General features: G+C 44.9%; 14 protein-coding genes. 3 read left to right on the top strand and 11 right to left on the bottom strand.

From position 1 onward, the window contains the following. Nucleotides 1-53 precede the first annotated feature (53 nt). The 7 genes from F891_RS15815 to F891_RS15785 all read right to left on the bottom strand — a co-directional run bounded on the left by F891_RS15815 (nt 54) and on the right by F891_RS15785 (nt 7,470). Entirely contained in the window at nt 54-251 is a 198-nt protein-coding gene (locus F891_RS15815; protein ID WP_004280859.1) for a hypothetical protein, read from the bottom strand. Nucleotides 252-320: 69 nt separating this feature from the next. Beyond that, nucleotides 321-548 (bottom strand): hypothetical protein, encoded by a 228-nt coding sequence (locus F891_RS15810; protein WP_004647679.1) that lies wholly within the window; start codon nt 546-548, stop codon nt 321-323. A gap of 112 nt (nt 549-660) precedes the next feature. Beyond that, nucleotides 661-876, bottom strand: a complete 216-nt coding sequence (locus F891_RS15805) for a cold-shock protein (RefSeq protein ID WP_004280856.1) — start codon at nt 874-876, stop codon at nt 661-663. 617 nt (nt 877-1,493) lie between these two features. Continuing rightward, nucleotides 1,494-2,615, bottom strand: a complete 1,122-nt coding sequence (gene dnaJ / locus F891_RS15800) for a molecular chaperone DnaJ (protein WP_005264524.1) — start codon at nt 2,613-2,615, stop codon at nt 1,494-1,496. A 104-nt stretch (nt 2,616-2,719) separates the two neighbouring features. Then, the gene (locus F891_RS15795) at nt 2,720-3,097 is read right to left on the bottom strand and encodes a hypothetical protein (RefSeq protein ID WP_005264523.1); all 378 of its coding nucleotides are present in this window, start codon (nt 3,095-3,097) and stop codon (nt 2,720-2,722) included. Nucleotides 3,098-3,238: 141 nt separating this feature from the next. Beyond that, on the bottom strand, nt 3,239-6,364 hold the full coding sequence (locus F891_RS15790) for an efflux RND transporter permease subunit (RefSeq protein ID WP_005264521.1): 3,126 nt from the start codon (nt 6,362-6,364) through the stop codon (nt 3,239-3,241). Nucleotides 6,365-6,366: 2 nt separating this feature from the next. Then, nucleotides 6,367-7,470, bottom strand: a complete 1,104-nt coding sequence (locus tag F891_RS15785) for an efflux RND transporter periplasmic adaptor subunit (RefSeq protein ID WP_005264519.1) — start codon at nt 7,468-7,470, stop codon at nt 6,367-6,369. 148 nt (nt 7,471-7,618) lie between these two features. On the opposite strand from F891_RS15785, the gene F891_RS15780 reads away from it, so the two are divergent. The 3 genes from F891_RS15780 to F891_RS15770 all read left to right on the top strand — a co-directional run bounded on the left by F891_RS15780 (nt 7,619) and on the right by F891_RS15770 (nt 12,567). Further along, entirely contained in the window at nt 7,619-8,131 is a 513-nt protein-coding gene (locus F891_RS15780; protein WP_005264518.1) for a TetR/AcrR family transcriptional regulator, read from the top strand. A 149-nt stretch (nt 8,132-8,280) separates the two neighbouring features. Further along, entirely contained in the window at nt 8,281-10,965 is a 2,685-nt protein-coding gene (gene ppc, locus F891_RS15775; protein WP_005264516.1) for a phosphoenolpyruvate carboxylase, read from the top strand. 306 nt (nt 10,966-11,271) lie between these two features. Next, complete coding sequence (locus F891_RS15770) at nt 11,272-12,567, top strand: solute carrier family 23 protein (protein WP_004647682.1); 1,296 nt, start codon at nt 11,272-11,274, stop codon at nt 12,565-12,567. 266 nt (nt 12,568-12,833) lie between these two features. Here F891_RS15770 and F891_RS15765 read toward each other — a convergent pair whose 3' ends face one another. The 4 genes from F891_RS15765 to F891_RS15750 form a co-directional block, all read right to left on the bottom strand. Then, a complete protein-coding gene (locus tag F891_RS15765; protein WP_004647684.1) occupies nt 12,834-13,013 on the bottom strand; it encodes a hypothetical protein in 180 nt (59 codons plus the stop codon). A gap of 308 nt (nt 13,014-13,321) precedes the next feature. Then, nucleotides 13,322-13,609, bottom strand: a complete 288-nt coding sequence (locus tag F891_RS15760; RefSeq protein ID WP_004647685.1) for a chorismate mutase — start codon at nt 13,607-13,609, stop codon at nt 13,322-13,324. Continuing rightward, nucleotides 13,590-14,912, bottom strand: coding sequence for a hypothetical protein (locus F891_RS15755; RefSeq protein ID WP_026055738.1), 1,323 nt, complete (start codon nt 14,910-14,912; stop codon nt 13,590-13,592). The genes F891_RS15760 and F891_RS15755 overlap by 20 nt, the downstream gene beginning before the upstream one ends. Before the next feature lie 178 nt (nt 14,913-15,090). Further along, nucleotides 15,091-16,386, bottom strand: coding sequence for an RNA-guided endonuclease InsQ/TnpB family protein (locus tag F891_RS15750; RefSeq protein ID WP_004647687.1), 1,296 nt, complete (start codon nt 16,384-16,386; stop codon nt 15,091-15,093). Between the last annotated feature and the right edge of the window lie 19 nt (nt 16,387-16,405).

Genomic DNA, 16,405 nt, shown 5'->3' with positions numbered 1-16,405 from the left:
GCTCTTCGGGAACTTATTAAAAATAATAATACCTAAAGCAAAATTTGCCTGGTCTATACAATTTTGAAAATTTTTCCACTTAAGGTACTTTGAAAGCACATTTCAAAACTGGGACGAATATCTTCACCATCTACAGTGATATGTTTTATATTGGAATGAGATTGTGTTTTAGAAAAATGATGATCGACTGTTGCTTGAATAGCGTGTTGAGCCCCAAACTGATCCTTCACACTGATACTTTGTTTAAGCATATCTATACCTTTAATAATAGTTAAAGTGGCAAAATCTCCACTAAAAATTGATGTTTCTTAATTTTATCTTTAAATAACTTTATGATTTAGCTTAAATAATTGATTTAGAGAAGTATAGAATGTACGGCCATCTAAGTTTAAATCTACCTCAACTCCAGATGAAAGAAGAACTCTTTTACCCACTTCAATTCTTTTTAAACCCTGACGTGTATTTTGCATTTTATTGAGAGGAATTAACGAAACAATAATTTCAGTACCATTTTTAGATTTTGCAATTAAATCATTTATTTTTAACAACTTGAATCCTGTTTTTCTAAAGATTTTTCCAATTTGGAAAATAACTTAAAATTAAATTTTGAACGATAAAAAAAGCACTTATTAAGTGCTTTTTTTTACTGTTTATTCTTGCTTAGATAGCAACAATATTTACAGCATTCGGTCCTTTTTGACCTTGAGCTACACTGAATTCAACCAGTTGGCCTTCCATTAAGGTTTTAAAACCTGAACTGGCGATTTCGCTGAAATGAGCAAAAACATCTGGACCTGATTCTTGTTGAATGAAACCAAAACCTTTAGTTTCGTTGAACCACTTTACAGTACCTTTAACAACATTTGAGTTTGACATAATATATCCTAATAATTTTTTAGTCATTTTATAGACTGATTATAACTTTGAAATAATAAAGAATGAGACTTAAAATCTGAAAAAAAACGAAGGATTATGACTAAAACTACGATACTTAAAGAAGATTTACCGAAACAAGACTTTTTTCTAGTTAAGTTAACTATACACGAAAAATTTAATTAATCAAGTTTTCTTATATATATATTTATTTTATTTATTAAAAAATAAAATTTTAAAAATTTATAGTGATTTCAATAAGCTTAAGCTTCCATTGTCATGAGAACAAAATAAGAGTAATCTGCTGTACTGGTAAATTTGATAAGTAATGAATGCGATTATATAGCTCTGTAATAACAATATTGGCCTTTTTAATTTCGGGAATGATGCTTTTTTCTCACTTACAAAATATCTATCACCCTCCAAATTTGGACTCATACTTTCTATTTAGATAGTCAAATATAAAAACAGAAACCGCTTTTTAGGCGGTTTTTATGTTTAAGAGATACCTATCAAACAATAAGATAGCTATCAACTAATAAATAGCATCTTCTAATCTAGAGTATCTTATCTACATAATAAAAAAGGACGCCTCAGCGTCCTTTTTTACTTTCACTCAATTAATCAAACAAACGATCAAAGAATGATTTTTTCTTTGGTGATGATTTGCTGTCTTCACCATCCATAGTTTCTTGCAGTTCTTTCAACAGTTCACGTTGACGTGCAGTTAAATTCACTGGAGTTTCTACCACAATACGGCACAGCAAGTCACCTTGCATGCTGGTACGTACCGGTTTAACACCCTTACCACGTAAGCGGAACAGTTTACCTGTTTGCGTACCTTCAGGAATTTTCAGGCTAACACGGCCATCTAACGTAGGAATCTGAACTTCCTTACCTAAGGCTGCATCAGCAATTGATACTGGTACGTCCATATACAGGTCAGCGCCATCACGCTGGAAGATTTCATGCTCACGCACCACCACTTCTACGTACAAGTCACCTGACTGACCATCACGGATCGCTTCACCCTTACCGGTCAAGCGTACGCGGTCGCCATTGTCCACACCCGCAGGAATAGTGACTTCCAGAGTTTGCTGACGATCCGACACACCTGAACCATGACATTTATTACATGGGTTCTTGATGATCTTGCCCTGACCGCGACAAGTGCTACAAGTTTGCTGTACCGAGAAGAAACCTTGCTGCATGCGCACTTGACCGGCACCATGACAGGTACGGCAGGTTTCTACATCGTTTGGATTTTTTGAACCCTTACCGTCACAGGCATCACACGGTGCCGGTGCAGTAAAGGTAATGGTTTTCTTGACGCCTTTGACCGCTTCTTCCAGGGTCAGTTCCATCACATAGCGTAAGTCAGAACCACGGCGCGCGCGTTGCTGGCCACGACCACCGCCGCCACCAAAAGCACCACCGAAAATATCACCGAACTGGCTGAAAATGTCTTCTGCGCTGAAACCACCGCCGAAGCCGCCACCGCCGCCGCCCATACCACCTTCAAAGGCCTGATGGCCCATACGGTCGTACATGCTGCGCTTTTCACCATCAGAGAGCACTTCATAGGCCTCTGCTGCTTCTTTGAATTTCTCTTCAGCTTCAGCATTGTCCGGGTTACGGTCTGGATGATATTTCATCGCCAACTTACGGTAGGCTTTTTTGATTTCATCATCACTAGCGGTTTTAGCGACGCCCAAAACCTCATAATAATCACGTTTAGCCATGTCTGGCGATGCTCCTCACGGAATTTTGTTTAATATTCAACTGAGGTCTGAAATTGGGGTCAAACCGAGTTTTACAAGGGGAAATATGAAAAAAATTATACGCTTTAGAACACAGCTTTGTTTTGAGAGAATTTATAGATACCTTTAAACCAGGCATTGATCAGGAAAATAAAGGCAATAAAGCTGAAAATCACCCCGGTCACCACACAGGCTTTGACCCATAAGTGGCTGTCCCAGGCAAAGAAAAACAGGGGAATAAACCACAATGCAGCGAAGAGCGCCAAAATGGTATAAATCACGATATTACGCATGATCCACAGTGCCTGTGCCTGTAACCAGACTTCAGCATAATCAACCTGGGTGACTTTACGTGCGAACCAGTAAGCAAATACCCCGCTAAATACGGTAAATAAGGCCAAAAACATGAAGACATAGGCCACGGCTACGGAACGTCGCATCTGGGTTAATGTCACTGGAGTCATGTCTGGTTCAACCTCATTACTGCCCTGGCAGTAAGGCCAAAACAGCAATTTTTTATTTTTTGAATTATAAAAATCTCAGGTGCTACTATATTGAAAATTTCAAAATTTCGCACCTGAAATTATGACAATTTTAAACAGAATTTAAACTTTTTTCACTTTAAACCACTGTGCATATAGTGCAGGCAGGAAAAACAGGGTCAACAGGGTTGCCACAATCAAGCCCCCCATAATCGCCACCGCCATCGGCCCGAAAAAAATACTCCGCGACAAAGGAATCATAGCCAGTACAGCAGCCAGTGCGGTTAATATAATCGGACGACAACGACGTACTGTGGCATTGATGATGGCATCCCACTGCGACTCTCCGGCCTGAATATCCTGCTCAATCTGATCGATCAAAATCAGCGAATTGCGCATGATCATTCCGGATAATGCAATCGTCCCGAGCATCGCAACAAAACCGAAAGGTTTATTGAAAATTAACAGGAATAACACCACTCCGATAATGCCCAAAGGTGCGGTCAGGAACACAATAAAGGCCCGTGAGATGCTTTTGAGCTGAATCATCAGCAGGGTCATGACGACTGCGAGGAATAAAGGCATGCCGGCATTCACCGAGTTCTGTCCGCGAGCCGATTCCTCAACTGTGCCGCCCACTTGCAGCAGATAGCCATTCGGCAGCTCTGCCCGGATTTTTTCCAGTGGCTCTTTGAGTTCATTGACCACAGTAGCGGGCTGCAACTTGCTACGAATATCGGCACGCACAGTAATGGTCGGTAGACGATTCCGATGCCAGATCAGGCCTTCTTCAAAGCTGTATTCAATTTTGGCCAGCTGCGCCAAAGGTACCGATGTACCGGTTGCGGTCGGAACAGCCAGACTGGCTAAAGATGCTACCTCCACCCGTTCAGCCTGAGCACCACGTAAACGGATTTCGATCAGTTCACGTTTTTCACGGTACTGATCAATACCGGCCCCTAAAATCGAGCTATTGAGTACATTGGCCAGTTCACTGCTGCTCACCCCAAGCTGACGGGCACGATCCTGATCAATTTGCAATTTGATGACTTTGCTCGGCTCGCCCCAGTCCAGATGTACATTGGTGGTATTCGGATTTTCTCCCACGGTGGCTGCAACTTTCTGCGCCCATTCACGGACTAATCCTAAGTCTTCACCCGACACCCGGAATTGTAGTGGATAGCCCACAGGTGGGCCATTTTCCAGCAAGGACACCCGGGTACGCACTTCTGGCAATAACTTTCGAATCTGGTCACTTAAGGATTCGCGGATTTCATTGCGGTCTTCCAGCGAGGAAGCCAATACCACAAACTGGGCAAAGCTGGTTTGCGGTAATTGCTGATCGAGCGGTAAATAGAAACGTGGCGAACCCATCCCGACATAAGCCACATAGTTATCAATCCCCTCTTGTTTTGATAAAAAGGCTTCGACTTTTTTCACTGCGGCTTCAGTGGCCTTCAGTGATGCACCTTCTTCAAGTTTAAGATCCACCAGAATTTCAGCCCGGTTCGAGGGCGGGAAAAACTGCTGCGGCACCAGCTTAAACATTAAAATAGACAGGATAAAAATTCCGACCGTGGCAGCAATGACAGTTTTACGATAGGTCACACAGGCATTGACCCAACGACGAAAACCCTGATAAAACCGGGTTTTATAAGGGTCATAATGTTCACCGGCATGATGCACAATCGGCTGAGGTTCTGGTTGTTTGCGCAGACGTGCCCAGAGACGCTGATACCACGGCGCTTTTTGAATTAAATCTTTGTTGAAATCCGGTAAAAGTTTATCGCCTAAGTATGGGACAAACAGTACCGCGGCAATCCAGGACACCAGCAATGCGATGGTTACCACCTGGAAAATCGAACGGGTATATTCCCCGGTACTCGAGGCTGCAGTGGCAATCGGCAGGAAACCGGCAGCGGTAATCAGCGTACCGGTCAGCATGGGAAAAGCCGTGGTGCGCCAGGCATGCCCGGCCGCCTGTAAACGGCTATAACCCTGCTCCATTTTAATCGCCATCATTTCAATGGCGATAATGGCATCATCGACTAGCAGACCGAGGGCCAGAATCAGCGCCCCCAAAGAAATTTTATGCAGTCCGACATCAAACAGCTGCATACCGGCAAAGGTCATGGCCAGCACTAGCGGAATGGAAAATGCCACCACCAGACCAGTCCGGAAACCGAGCGAGAAAAAACTGACCAGCAATACGATAATCACCGCTTCTGCCAGCACTTTCATAAATTCGTTAATACTGCGTTTGACTGCCACCGGCTGATCGGAGACTTTTTGCAGCTCCATGCCAAGTGGCAGGGCTTTTTGCAGGCGGGCGAATTCCTGTTCCAGATTTTTACCCAAGGCAATGATGTCCCCACCCTTGCGCATCGATACAGCAATGCCAATACCGTTTTCACCCATAAAGCGCATCCGGGGCTGTGCCGGATCACTAAAGCCACGATAGACTTCTGCTACATCTCCCAACTGAATAGTTTTGCCATTGACCAGCAGCGGCATCTGTCTTAATTCTTCAACACTGTTTAATGCACCACTGACCCGCACCTGAATCCGGTCTGAACCGGTTTCAAAAAAACCGGACTGGGTGGTGGCATTTTGCTGCTGCAGGGCTTGCTGAATCGCCATGACTGGAACGCCCAGCTGGATGGCCTTGGTATTGGAAATCTCAATCCAGATTTTCTGGTCTTGCAGGCCAATCAGCTCAACTTTGGCAACATCTTTGACCCGTTGCAGTTGCAGCTGTAAGCGGTCGGCGTATTCCTTGAGGGTCGCATAGTCAAAATCTTTACCCTTGAGCACATAAATATTGCCAAAGGTGTCGCCAAATTCATCATTAAAGAACGGCCCTTGTACCCCTTGTGGCAATTCATGCCGGATATCGCCCACCTTCTTGCGCACGTTATACCAGACATCAGCGACATCTTTCGAAGCCAGGGAATCCTTGGCAACAAAAGTCACCATGGATTCACCCGGACGCGAATAGGCCATGATGCGGTCATACTGTCCCGTGGTCATCAGTTCCTTTTCAATCCGGTCAGTGACCTGTAGGGATACTTCTTTGGCACTGGCACCCGGCCAGTAAGTCTGGATCACCATGACTTTAAAGGTAAAAGGCGGATCTTCACTTTGTGACAGTTTGGAATAAGAGACGATGCCGATCAGACCCAGCAGGATCATGAAATACAGCACCAGACCTTTATTTTTTAAAGCCCATTCCGACAGGTTAAAGTTCATGCTTAACTCCCTGCCTGAATGGTCACACGACGGTTTTCACGATCAATCGGATTGATTTTTTGCTGGTTACGCAGCAGATGTACGCCGCCAATCACTACATAATCTTCCGGCTTGAGGCCACTGAATACAGGAACACTGTCCCGGCCATAGGCACCGAGCTGGACCGGGACTTTACGTAAGGTATGATCCGGCTGGACCACCATGACATAAGCCTGCTGATCCGTTGCCGAGACACTGGATAGCGGCACACTGAGCATATTGTCGCGGCTGTGCTGAAAAAATACCCGGGCACTTTGCCCCAGCTGGATCTGACCATTGCCTTCACGTAAGGAAACTTTAACCCGAAAGGTACGCGACTGGTCCGCTGCTGGTGAAATCTCGCGGACAAAAGCGGCAAATTTCTCTTCAGGTTTGGACCATAATGTCACTGTAGCTGCCTGTCCAACCTTGATCTCCGAAATAGCCTGTTCCGGTACGCCAATTACCACTTCACGCTCACCGGCAATTGCCAGTTCATACGCCGCCTGCCCGGCAGCGACCACCTGACCTGTTTCAATATTGCGTGCAGTGATTACGCCGTTTCTGGTGGCAATCAGCTGATTATAAGCAGTCTGGTTTTTAGCGGTATCATAATTGGATTGTGCCTGCTTCAGATTTGACAGGGCGGTCTTGTACTGGTTTTCGATCGCGTCATATTGTGAGCGGCTCACGGCATTGGATGGCAATAACTGCTTGAAACGTTGTAATTCATCCTGAGCAATCTTAGTGGCAGACTGCGCGCTTTCCAGCTGGGCACGTGCTGCATTCAGCTGCAGCTGGGCATCTTTGACATCCAGAGTTGCCAGGACTTGCCCGACTTTGACCTGGTCACCCACATCGGCGAAGCGCTGGGTCACCTGTCCAGCGACCCGAAAGGCCAGCGCCGTTTGCTGGCGCGCCTGCACATCACCGGCATAACTTTTTAATTCATGCTGTGAAGTGGTGGGTGTGGCCACCATGACAAAGGGAACTTCCTGTTCTGCTGCAGCAGTATCTTTGCTGCACCCGGTTAAGGTCACGCTGCAAAGCACCACCATGCCAGCCAATACGCTGTAAATCCTGCTCATCTTATTCGCTCTTATCTGATCGTCTTTTTTAGGGCAAACTATGCTGATATATTGAATTGCTTGTTTTTTAATTAATATACCACCCGGTACACTAATTAAAACTCAAGCTTCAAAGCAATGACCGTGGTGACTTTTTTTGGAAAAAATTGTGCAAATACCTGTAGGACGACCCAAGGATCTGGAAAAGCGTCAGCGCATCCTGAGTGTGGCCAAAGCGCTGTTTTTAGCGCATGGCTATCATGCCTCCAGCATGAACCAGATTGCACGTGAGGCAGGTGTAACCAAGCTGACGGTGTATAATCATTTTCAGGACAAGGCGACCCTGTTTAGCTGTGCGATTGAGGATACCTGTGAAGCCATTCTGCATGAACATCCTCAGCTCTTGCAGCCAAGCAGTGACTTTGCGCAGGAGTTTTATCAGGCCTCGCATAGCAAACTGGATGCGGTCTGGAATGATTTTTTTACCCTGGCCCAGCAATACCGCTTTATTCAGATCGATCTTCCAGAAAAACAGACCGAGCTGATCGTGTCCCTGCTGACCGGAACCCGTCATCAGAAAATCCTGCTGGGTCTCAGCCTTCCCCCTTCAAGCGCAGAACAGCAACAGATTATTAGCGAAGCCATTGAACTGTTTATGCTGAAATATGCCCTGCCGGATTAACTCCTTTCCTTCGGGCTGAGCACCGATCACCATATGTGGCCTAAAAGTTGCTAAAAAAGCAGCCAATGCTCTGCAACTTTTGTCTCTAGGGGACTTGGATTGTCATGCAGTCGCGGTATAGTCAAAGCATGCATGTGAGGGAATAAAAAATGATTCAACAGATTGATGCACCACTACGCGAAGACGTACGCTTACTGGGTAATTTGCTTGGGGAAACCTTAAAATTACATGCCGGGCAGGATTTGTTTAATCAGATCGAGCAGATCCGTGCCCTGTCCAAAGGCGCTCGCGATGGACAGGTCGAAGCAGAAAAACAACTGGAACAACTGTTTTTGAGTCTGGAAGATGCAGAAATCCTGCCACTGACCCGTGCTTTTACCCACTTTTTAAACTTTGCCAATATTGCCGAACAATATCATGTGGTACGTCGTCGCCGTCAGAGCGAGTTTGATGACACTGCAGAATCGCCCAATCCTCTGGTGCCTTTATTTGAAAAATTTAAACAGCAGGAAATTTCTGCAGATACGCTGTATCAGCAAATCTGTGAACTGAAAATTGAACTAGTCCTGACTGCGCATCCCACAGAAGTCAGCCGCCGTACCCTGATTCAAAAATATGATGGCATCAATAATGCCCTGTCCAAATTCGACCAGCAGAAACTGACGCCACGTGAACGTCAGGCCGTTCTGGCCGATCTGAAACAGCTGATTAGCTCCGCTTGGCAAACCGATGAAATCCGTCAGCATCGCCCGACTCCGATCGATGAAGCCAAATGGGGTTTTACCACCATTGAACAGACCCTGTGGAATGCGGTCCCGAAATTTATCCGCGAACTAAATGGCATGGTTCAGGCGCAATGCGGCCAGAACCTGCCCTTAGATGTCGCACCAGTACGTTTTGCCTCATGGATGGGTGGTGACCGCGATGGCAACCCGAATGTCACCCACACCGTCACTCAGGAAGTACTGTGGCTGTCGCGCTGGAAAGCAGCCGATCTCTATGTACGCGATATTGAAAACCTGCGCTGGGAACTGTCCATTCAGCAATGCAGTCCGGAAATTTCCGAAGCTTTGGGCCAGCCCCATCCTGAACCCTATCGTGAATATTTACGTGACACCCGTACCCGCCTGAAAGCGACTCGGCACTGGCTGGCAGAAAAATTAAAAGGCAATGATGCCGATGACAGTCTGGTGATTAAAAGTAAAGACGAACTTTTACAACCGCTCCTGACCTGTTACCGCTCGCTGATGGACTGCAATCTGGCTGAAATTGCCAATGGCAGCCTGCTGGACTTTATTTACCGGGTCAACAGTTTTGGGATCGAACTGCTAAAACTAGATATCCGCCAGGAATCCGGCCGTCACCGCCAGGCGATTTCAGCCATTACTGAATATTTAGGACTGGGGAATTTTGAAACCTGGACCGAACAGGCCCGTCAAAACTTTTTACTGCAGGAATTGCAAAGCAAGCGTCCGTTACTGCCGAAACATCTGAATGAACCGGCCGGCAGCCTGATTGAACATCCGGATGTACAGGAAGTCTTTGCCACCATGCGCACACTGGCCGAACAGCCGAGCGAGTCTCTGGGTGCCTATATTATTTCCATGGCAGAATATCCAAGTGATGTCTTGGCGGTACTGCTTTTACAAAAAGAAGCCGGGATTGAACAGGCGTTACGGGTGGTTCCCCTGTTTGAAACATTAAAAGATCTGGATGGTGCAGCCGCAACCATGTCGACCCTGTTCAATATGCACTGGTATAAACAGCATATTCAGGGCAAACATGAGGTCATGATTGGCTATTCGGATTCTGCCAAAGATGCCGGTTTTATGTCGGCCAACTGGGCACAGTATCGTGCCCAGGAAGAACTGACCGCAGTTGCCCAGCAACATGGCGTGCAGTTGACCCTGTTCCATGGTCGTGGCGGTTCGATCAGTCGTGGTGGTGCGCCAACCCAGCAAGCCTTGTTCTCTCAGCCACCGGGTTCTATTTCCGGTGCGATCCGGGTGACTGAACAGGGTGAAATGATCCGCTTTAAATTCGGGCTGGAAGAAATCGCGCTGCAAAATCTGGAAATTTATACCGCTGCAACCCTGGAAGCGACCCTGCTCCCGCCACCTGAGCCAAAACAGGAATGGCGCGACTTGATGCATCAAATGACCGAACTGTCGGTTCAGGTCTATCGCCAGACCGTACGGGAAAATCCGCATTTTGTAAAATACCTGCGTACCGTCACGCCAGAACTTGAACTGCAAATGCTGCCACTGGGTTCACGGCCGGCGAAACGTAAAGTCAGTGGTGGGATTGAATCACTGCGAGCGATTCCCTGGGTCTTTGCCTGGACCCAGATTCGCCTGATGTTACCGGCCTGGCTCGGTACCGGTGCTGCATTAAATGCGGTACTGGATCAGGGACAACGCACGGTACTGGATGAGATGCTGGCAGAGTGGCCGTATTTTCAGACCCTGATTGATATGCTGGAAATGGTACTGTCCAAAGCCGATGCCAATGTGGCGCTATATTATGAATCGCATTTGACTCAGGATGAAGATCTTAAAGTTCTGGGAACAGAACTGCGTCAGCGTTTGCAGGATGCTGTACAAACCCTGTTGAGCTTAAAAGGCGAATCGAAACTCCTGAGCAGTAACGGTGTACTGGATCAGTCGATGAAAGTACGTAAACCCTATTTGTTACCGCTGCACTTACTGCAAGCTGAACTGATGAAACGTCGCCGTTTATATCTGGAACAGCAGCAGGCTGAAAATACCCCGGTCGATCATGCCTTAATGGTCAGCATTGCCGGCATTGCAGCCGGTTTACGTAATACCGGCTGATTTTTCGCCCTCGCATTCAAAGCACATCCTGGTGATGTGCTTTTTTTGTACATGAATTGGCCAAAACCACTCACTGCATCGTATTTTTTATAACTAAAATAACAAATCTTTATGAGTGAATTTTAAGCATAGCTATATGATTAATCCACTGATTTAACGCTACTTTTATATTAAAAATATTTACCAATTGATAAAAAATAAATAAAAGTCAATGAATTAACTTGAACAAAAAGTTGAAAGGAGTGATTAAAACTTCCAAAAAACCGGAGTATGATGTGCACAATTTATCTTTTGAGTGCTCATTTTATGTCCAGTTGGTTTCCCAAATGGCGCCCGTATGAGGGCAGTATCGATGCACGACCAGTAGGTACCGCAGAGTATTTGCCACCCGCACAAACGGTAGTTTTGGGTGTACAGCATGCCTTTGCCATGTTTGGCGCAACCGTACTGGCACCTTTTTTAATGGGCTTTGATCCAAACCTGGCAATTTTAATGTCAGGGATCTGTACCATCCTGTTCTTTTTAATCACCGGTGGCCGGGTTCCAAGTTATCTAGGTTCAAGCTTTGCCTTTATTGGTGTGGTCATCGCAGCAACTGGTTATGCGGGTGGTGGCGGACTGAATCCGAATATTGGCGTTGCAGCAGGCGGGATTATCGCATGTGGCATCTTCTATGCGCTGATGGGCTTTCTGGTCATGGCGACGGGCACCCGCTGGATCGAAAAGCTGATGCCACCGGTAGTGACCGGTGCCGTGGTGATGATCATTGGCCTGAACCTTGCTCCAGTCACGGTTAAAAGCGTCATGGGCAACACCTTTAATATGTGGATGTCTCTCGTTACCGTGATGTGCATGGGCTCGATTGCCGTCTTTACCAAAGGCCTGCTGCAACGCCTGCTATTATTGGTCGGTCTGTTACTGGCCTATCTGATCTATTTCATGCTCAGCAATGTCATGGGTTATGGCACTGCGATTAATTTCCTGCCAATCCAGCAAGCAGCCTGGTTCGGTTTACCGACCTTCCATGCACCGACCTTTGAAGTCAATGCCATGCTGATCATCGCACCAGTTGCCTTGATTCTGGTGGCAGAAAATCTGGGCCATATTAAAGCCGTAGGCGCGATGACCGGTGAAAACCTGGATCCGCATATTGGTAAAGCCTTTGTAGCAGATGGTATTGCAACCACTTTAGCCGGTGGTGTGGGTGCGCCGGGTATGACCACCTATGGTGAAAACATTGGTGTAATGGCCGTGACACGGGTTTACTCGACCATCATCTTTGCAGTCGCGGGTGTCTTTGCTGTGTTCCTGGGTTTATCGCCTAAGTTTGGTGCGGTGATTCATACTATTCCAACGGCGATTCTGACCGGTGCTTCGATTATAGTCTTTGGTTTGATTACTATTGCTGGTGCCAAAATCTGGATTGAGAACAAGGTCGATTTTTCGCAGAACAAGAACCTGATGGTGGCTGCGGTGACCATTATTTTAGGTACGGGTGATTTTGCCCTGACTTTTGGTAGCTTCAATCTAGGTGGTATTGGTACGGCAACGTTTGCAGCCCTGTTCTTAAACTGGTTCTTCAGTCTGGTCGATAAAAAATAAAATTCAGCGATGACTGGGCACAGCCTGTTGCAAGCAAAAAGACCGAACATATATGTTCGGTCTTTTTTGTAGCCTAAAACAGTCTGTCTAGAATGAACTGTTTTAAGTGACTGGCAATTGATTCGCGTTGGCTTATTTCTGTTTTTTAAGCGCTTGCTTCAGTTGCTTCAATTTGCCTTTATGTTTTGAAATCTTTTTCAAACGTGCTTTGATTTCTTGCTTTAAAGATTTAACTTGCTTAGCCATGGTATTACTCCCTAGTAAGGCTATTCGTTAGGCTTGTGTTGTTTCACAAAACCACGAATAAATTTTCTTAATTCACGAGCAGCACTAGTATCCAGTTCTTCGCAGAGACGAATAAATTCATCACGCTCCGTACTCTGAATACGAATTAAAAGTTGTCCATCTTTCTTGCCTGTCTTTATTTTTTTGATTTTCTCGCTCATTGCTTATCTCTCCAAAATAAAGACTGCTTTGCAAAAGATGTATATACAATATATATACTTTTTAAATTAAATCAAACTTACATTGTAAAAATATTTAATAAAATCAATTTATTTTTTTTACCATAATTTCTATAAAACCGTGCAAAGCCCGTCCAGGCAAGGCTTTAGGCACTTGGCTGAATGGGCTTTTTATGGATAAATTATTTTTGCAAAAAGGCGATGTTGTGCTTAAAAATCGCCATGGCTACAGCAAGATCTCCTGCATAGCTTGAAGATCGTCCGGCGTAGTTGAACTGAAATGAGCCCGTTTAAGGACGAAACTCTTTCAGTTCACGTTGAATAAAGTATTGGAACATTTCACGGTATAGATGTTCAATAAACTCCTGATCGAGGCCCTGCTTTTGCGCCAATGCCCTAACATTTTCTACAATCTGTTCCATACGTTCTGGTGACTGCAAATCGGTTTCGGTTTTTTTGAAACGGGTGGTTTGATCAACATAAAATTGACGCGCAGCGATCAGCTCAACTAAAGCTGTATCAATGGCATCGATCTGTTGACGTGCATGTTCTAGTGATTCAGCTTTGATCTTTTCCATGTTTTTTCAGTTCACTTTCAGTTTGATTATTACTCTTATACTTTTCTTCTAACACATTACTGAAAATACTTTCAATCATCCAGACCCGATATAAGCTATTAAATGTATAACTTTGATCATCTATGCGCAGTTCCAGTACCGGAAAATTCGGCTGCGACTTCATTTCACACAGCATATCATTGTCCTGCAGCTTGGCCAGAATATCGTCCTGGGTCAGATCTACAATATTTAACTGTTGCTGCAAATGCTTGAAATGGGGTGCATAAGAGAGGTCTTCACCACGGGTCCAGACGGCCTGCAAGATCTGGTACATCGCCTCAATCCGCTGCTCCTCGGGACAGCTATAAAATAACTGTGCCATTGGCGCGATCGCCTGCTCGGTCGGTCGGCAGAACGGGGTAAATTCTACGTCAGTCCGTTTGGATAAACGTGTGGCCAGACTCCAGTCAAACTCATCCCGGCCACGATAGGACAAGGGATAAACATTCAGCTGGATATTATAATAATCCGCCAGTTCTTCCTTGATGTAAGCTAGGAGCAGCCAGGAAATCGGATCTTCCAGCGCGAGATACAAGTCCAGTTCCGGATCCATCGACTGGATCTCGTTCAGCTCTTCAGCATCACTGATCAGATGCTCACGCCATTCAATGTGATCGATCATAAAAATCGGATTACCGGTCAGCAGTTTTTGCTGCTCCAGACGCCGGGTCAGACGCAACAGGTCATCGACTGCCTGATACTGGCGACCGCCTAAATTAAAATAGCTGGCCAGAATCGGGGTCTGATCAAAAATACGTTCGGGAAAGTCCTGTGGCTGATGATGACGACTGGCCATGGCATAAAGGGTTCGTAATTTTCCGGTCTGTTTTTGCCAGAGCATATGGAAAACATCTTCCAGCAAATACAGGAAATCTTGTCCACGCAGAGGTGTATGCCGCAAAATCAGTTCAGCCTGTTTTAAGGCCTCAGCGCTCGGTAATTCCGGCGTATCATGAAAACTGAAACGATGCTGTTTTGACAGAATCTTGGCATCATTTAGGGTGTAGTGCTGCCATTCATCAAAAGACATCTGATTTGGGGGGGCTGCATGCGAACTGGAAATAATTACTTTCAGCGGCTTGAGCTGCGGACTTAAAATTTCTTCGAGCTGGGGCAGCTGCTGTACCGCCAGATAGCTGTACACATCATCCAGTCTTAAATGGATACTCAGCCCATCTTGAATAGATAACACCGTTTGACGGATTGGTTTCTGGTAAAACCAACTCGATCGGATTGGATCAAACCAACGGCGTAACAGGGACATGAGTTCGGCCTCGACAAAGATGACGGTGTGCAGTTCAAAAAATTGAATCTGTACAGAATAATCTATTTTTAAGATCGCAGAGCCAAAGCCCTGCATGGTGTAAAAACTTATATCAAGTCTTGACATACTCCCGCCACTTTCGACTAGCTCAAGTGGGGGATTCTAAAAGCAAAAGCTCTTAGGTGACTTCCTCACGGATTTCACTTGCTTTCTGCTTCACAGGGCGATCTTTACCGCATCTTCCCTCGACAGACAAAACGGTATGTCCCACCGCTAAAATGTTACGAGAAGCGTTAATATCTGCATTCTCGCTAAAACCACAACTAACACACTCAAACTTAGCCTGAGTAGGTCTATTTTCTTTTGCAACATGACCGCATGAACTACAAGTCTGACTTGTATATCTAGGGTCAATCTTAACGAGTAAACCACCTCGCCATTGTTGCTTATACTCCAACATATTGACAAGCATTGACCAACCTTGATCTAGGATTGATTTGTTTAAGCCTGATTTAGCTTTAACATTCTTTCCTTTTTCTTCGATTGAGCCTTTGGCTGACTTCGACATATTGGCTACTTTTAAGTCCTCAACTACGATCATTGCGTGGTTTTTGCTGAGAGTTGTCGTGACTTTGTGCAAGTAGTCATGCCGAATATTGGCAATATGATGATGTAATTTATTGATCCTTAAATTAAGTTTTTTCCAATTTTGACTAAATTCGGTTTTCTTTCTCAACTTGCGTTGAAGCCTAGCCAACTTTACTTGATTGGCTTTAAAACTATTGATTGGGTCAAATACCTGACCTGTTGATATTGTAATTAATTTCTTAATACCAAGATCAACACCAATTGTAGATTTTGATGGATGAATTGGTTGTTCGATTTCACGGTTAGTAAAAAATGAAACATACCAAAGCCCACAAATTTTCTTAATTGTAATACTTGTGATTTTACCAACAATTTCTTGTGATTTTTTAAATCTTATCCAACCTGTTTTTTTAGGCAAAGAAACTCGATCACCAATAACCTCACAATCTGCAAATGGAAGTCTAAAAGATTGCTCACCATCTAATTTCTTCTTGAATCTTGGCATGAGTGGTCTAAGCTCAATCTCACCACCATCAGCCAATTTAAAAAAATTGGGTTTACGTGGTTTCCGCTTGTTTTGCTTTAAACGAGCTTGTTCTTTTTTGTTGTAAAACTTACCCCATGCTTGAGCAAGATCACGTATTTTTTGCTGTAAGCAAGCTGAATATGTTTGACCAAGAAAAGAAAATTCAGGTGTTTTTTTAAGGGGTACTAATTTTTTTTCAATGCTTTCGTAACGAATATATTCATCTTTAGCAAACATTTCAAATGATTTAGCGAGAATTTGATTCCACACAAAACGAGCAGAACCTATTGCTTGATTAAGCAATATTTCCTGTTCTTGGTTAGGCAGAAGCCTAAACTTGTAGTGTTGTAAAATCTTCATTAAATCATTGTTTATAAAA

Source organism: Acinetobacter sp. CIP 101966 (genome assembly GCF_000369725.1).
GTDB classification, from domain to species: domain Bacteria; phylum Pseudomonadota; class Gammaproteobacteria; order Pseudomonadales; family Moraxellaceae; genus Acinetobacter; species Acinetobacter lwoffii_Q.
This window is presented reverse-complemented; position numbering and strand designations above follow the sequence as displayed.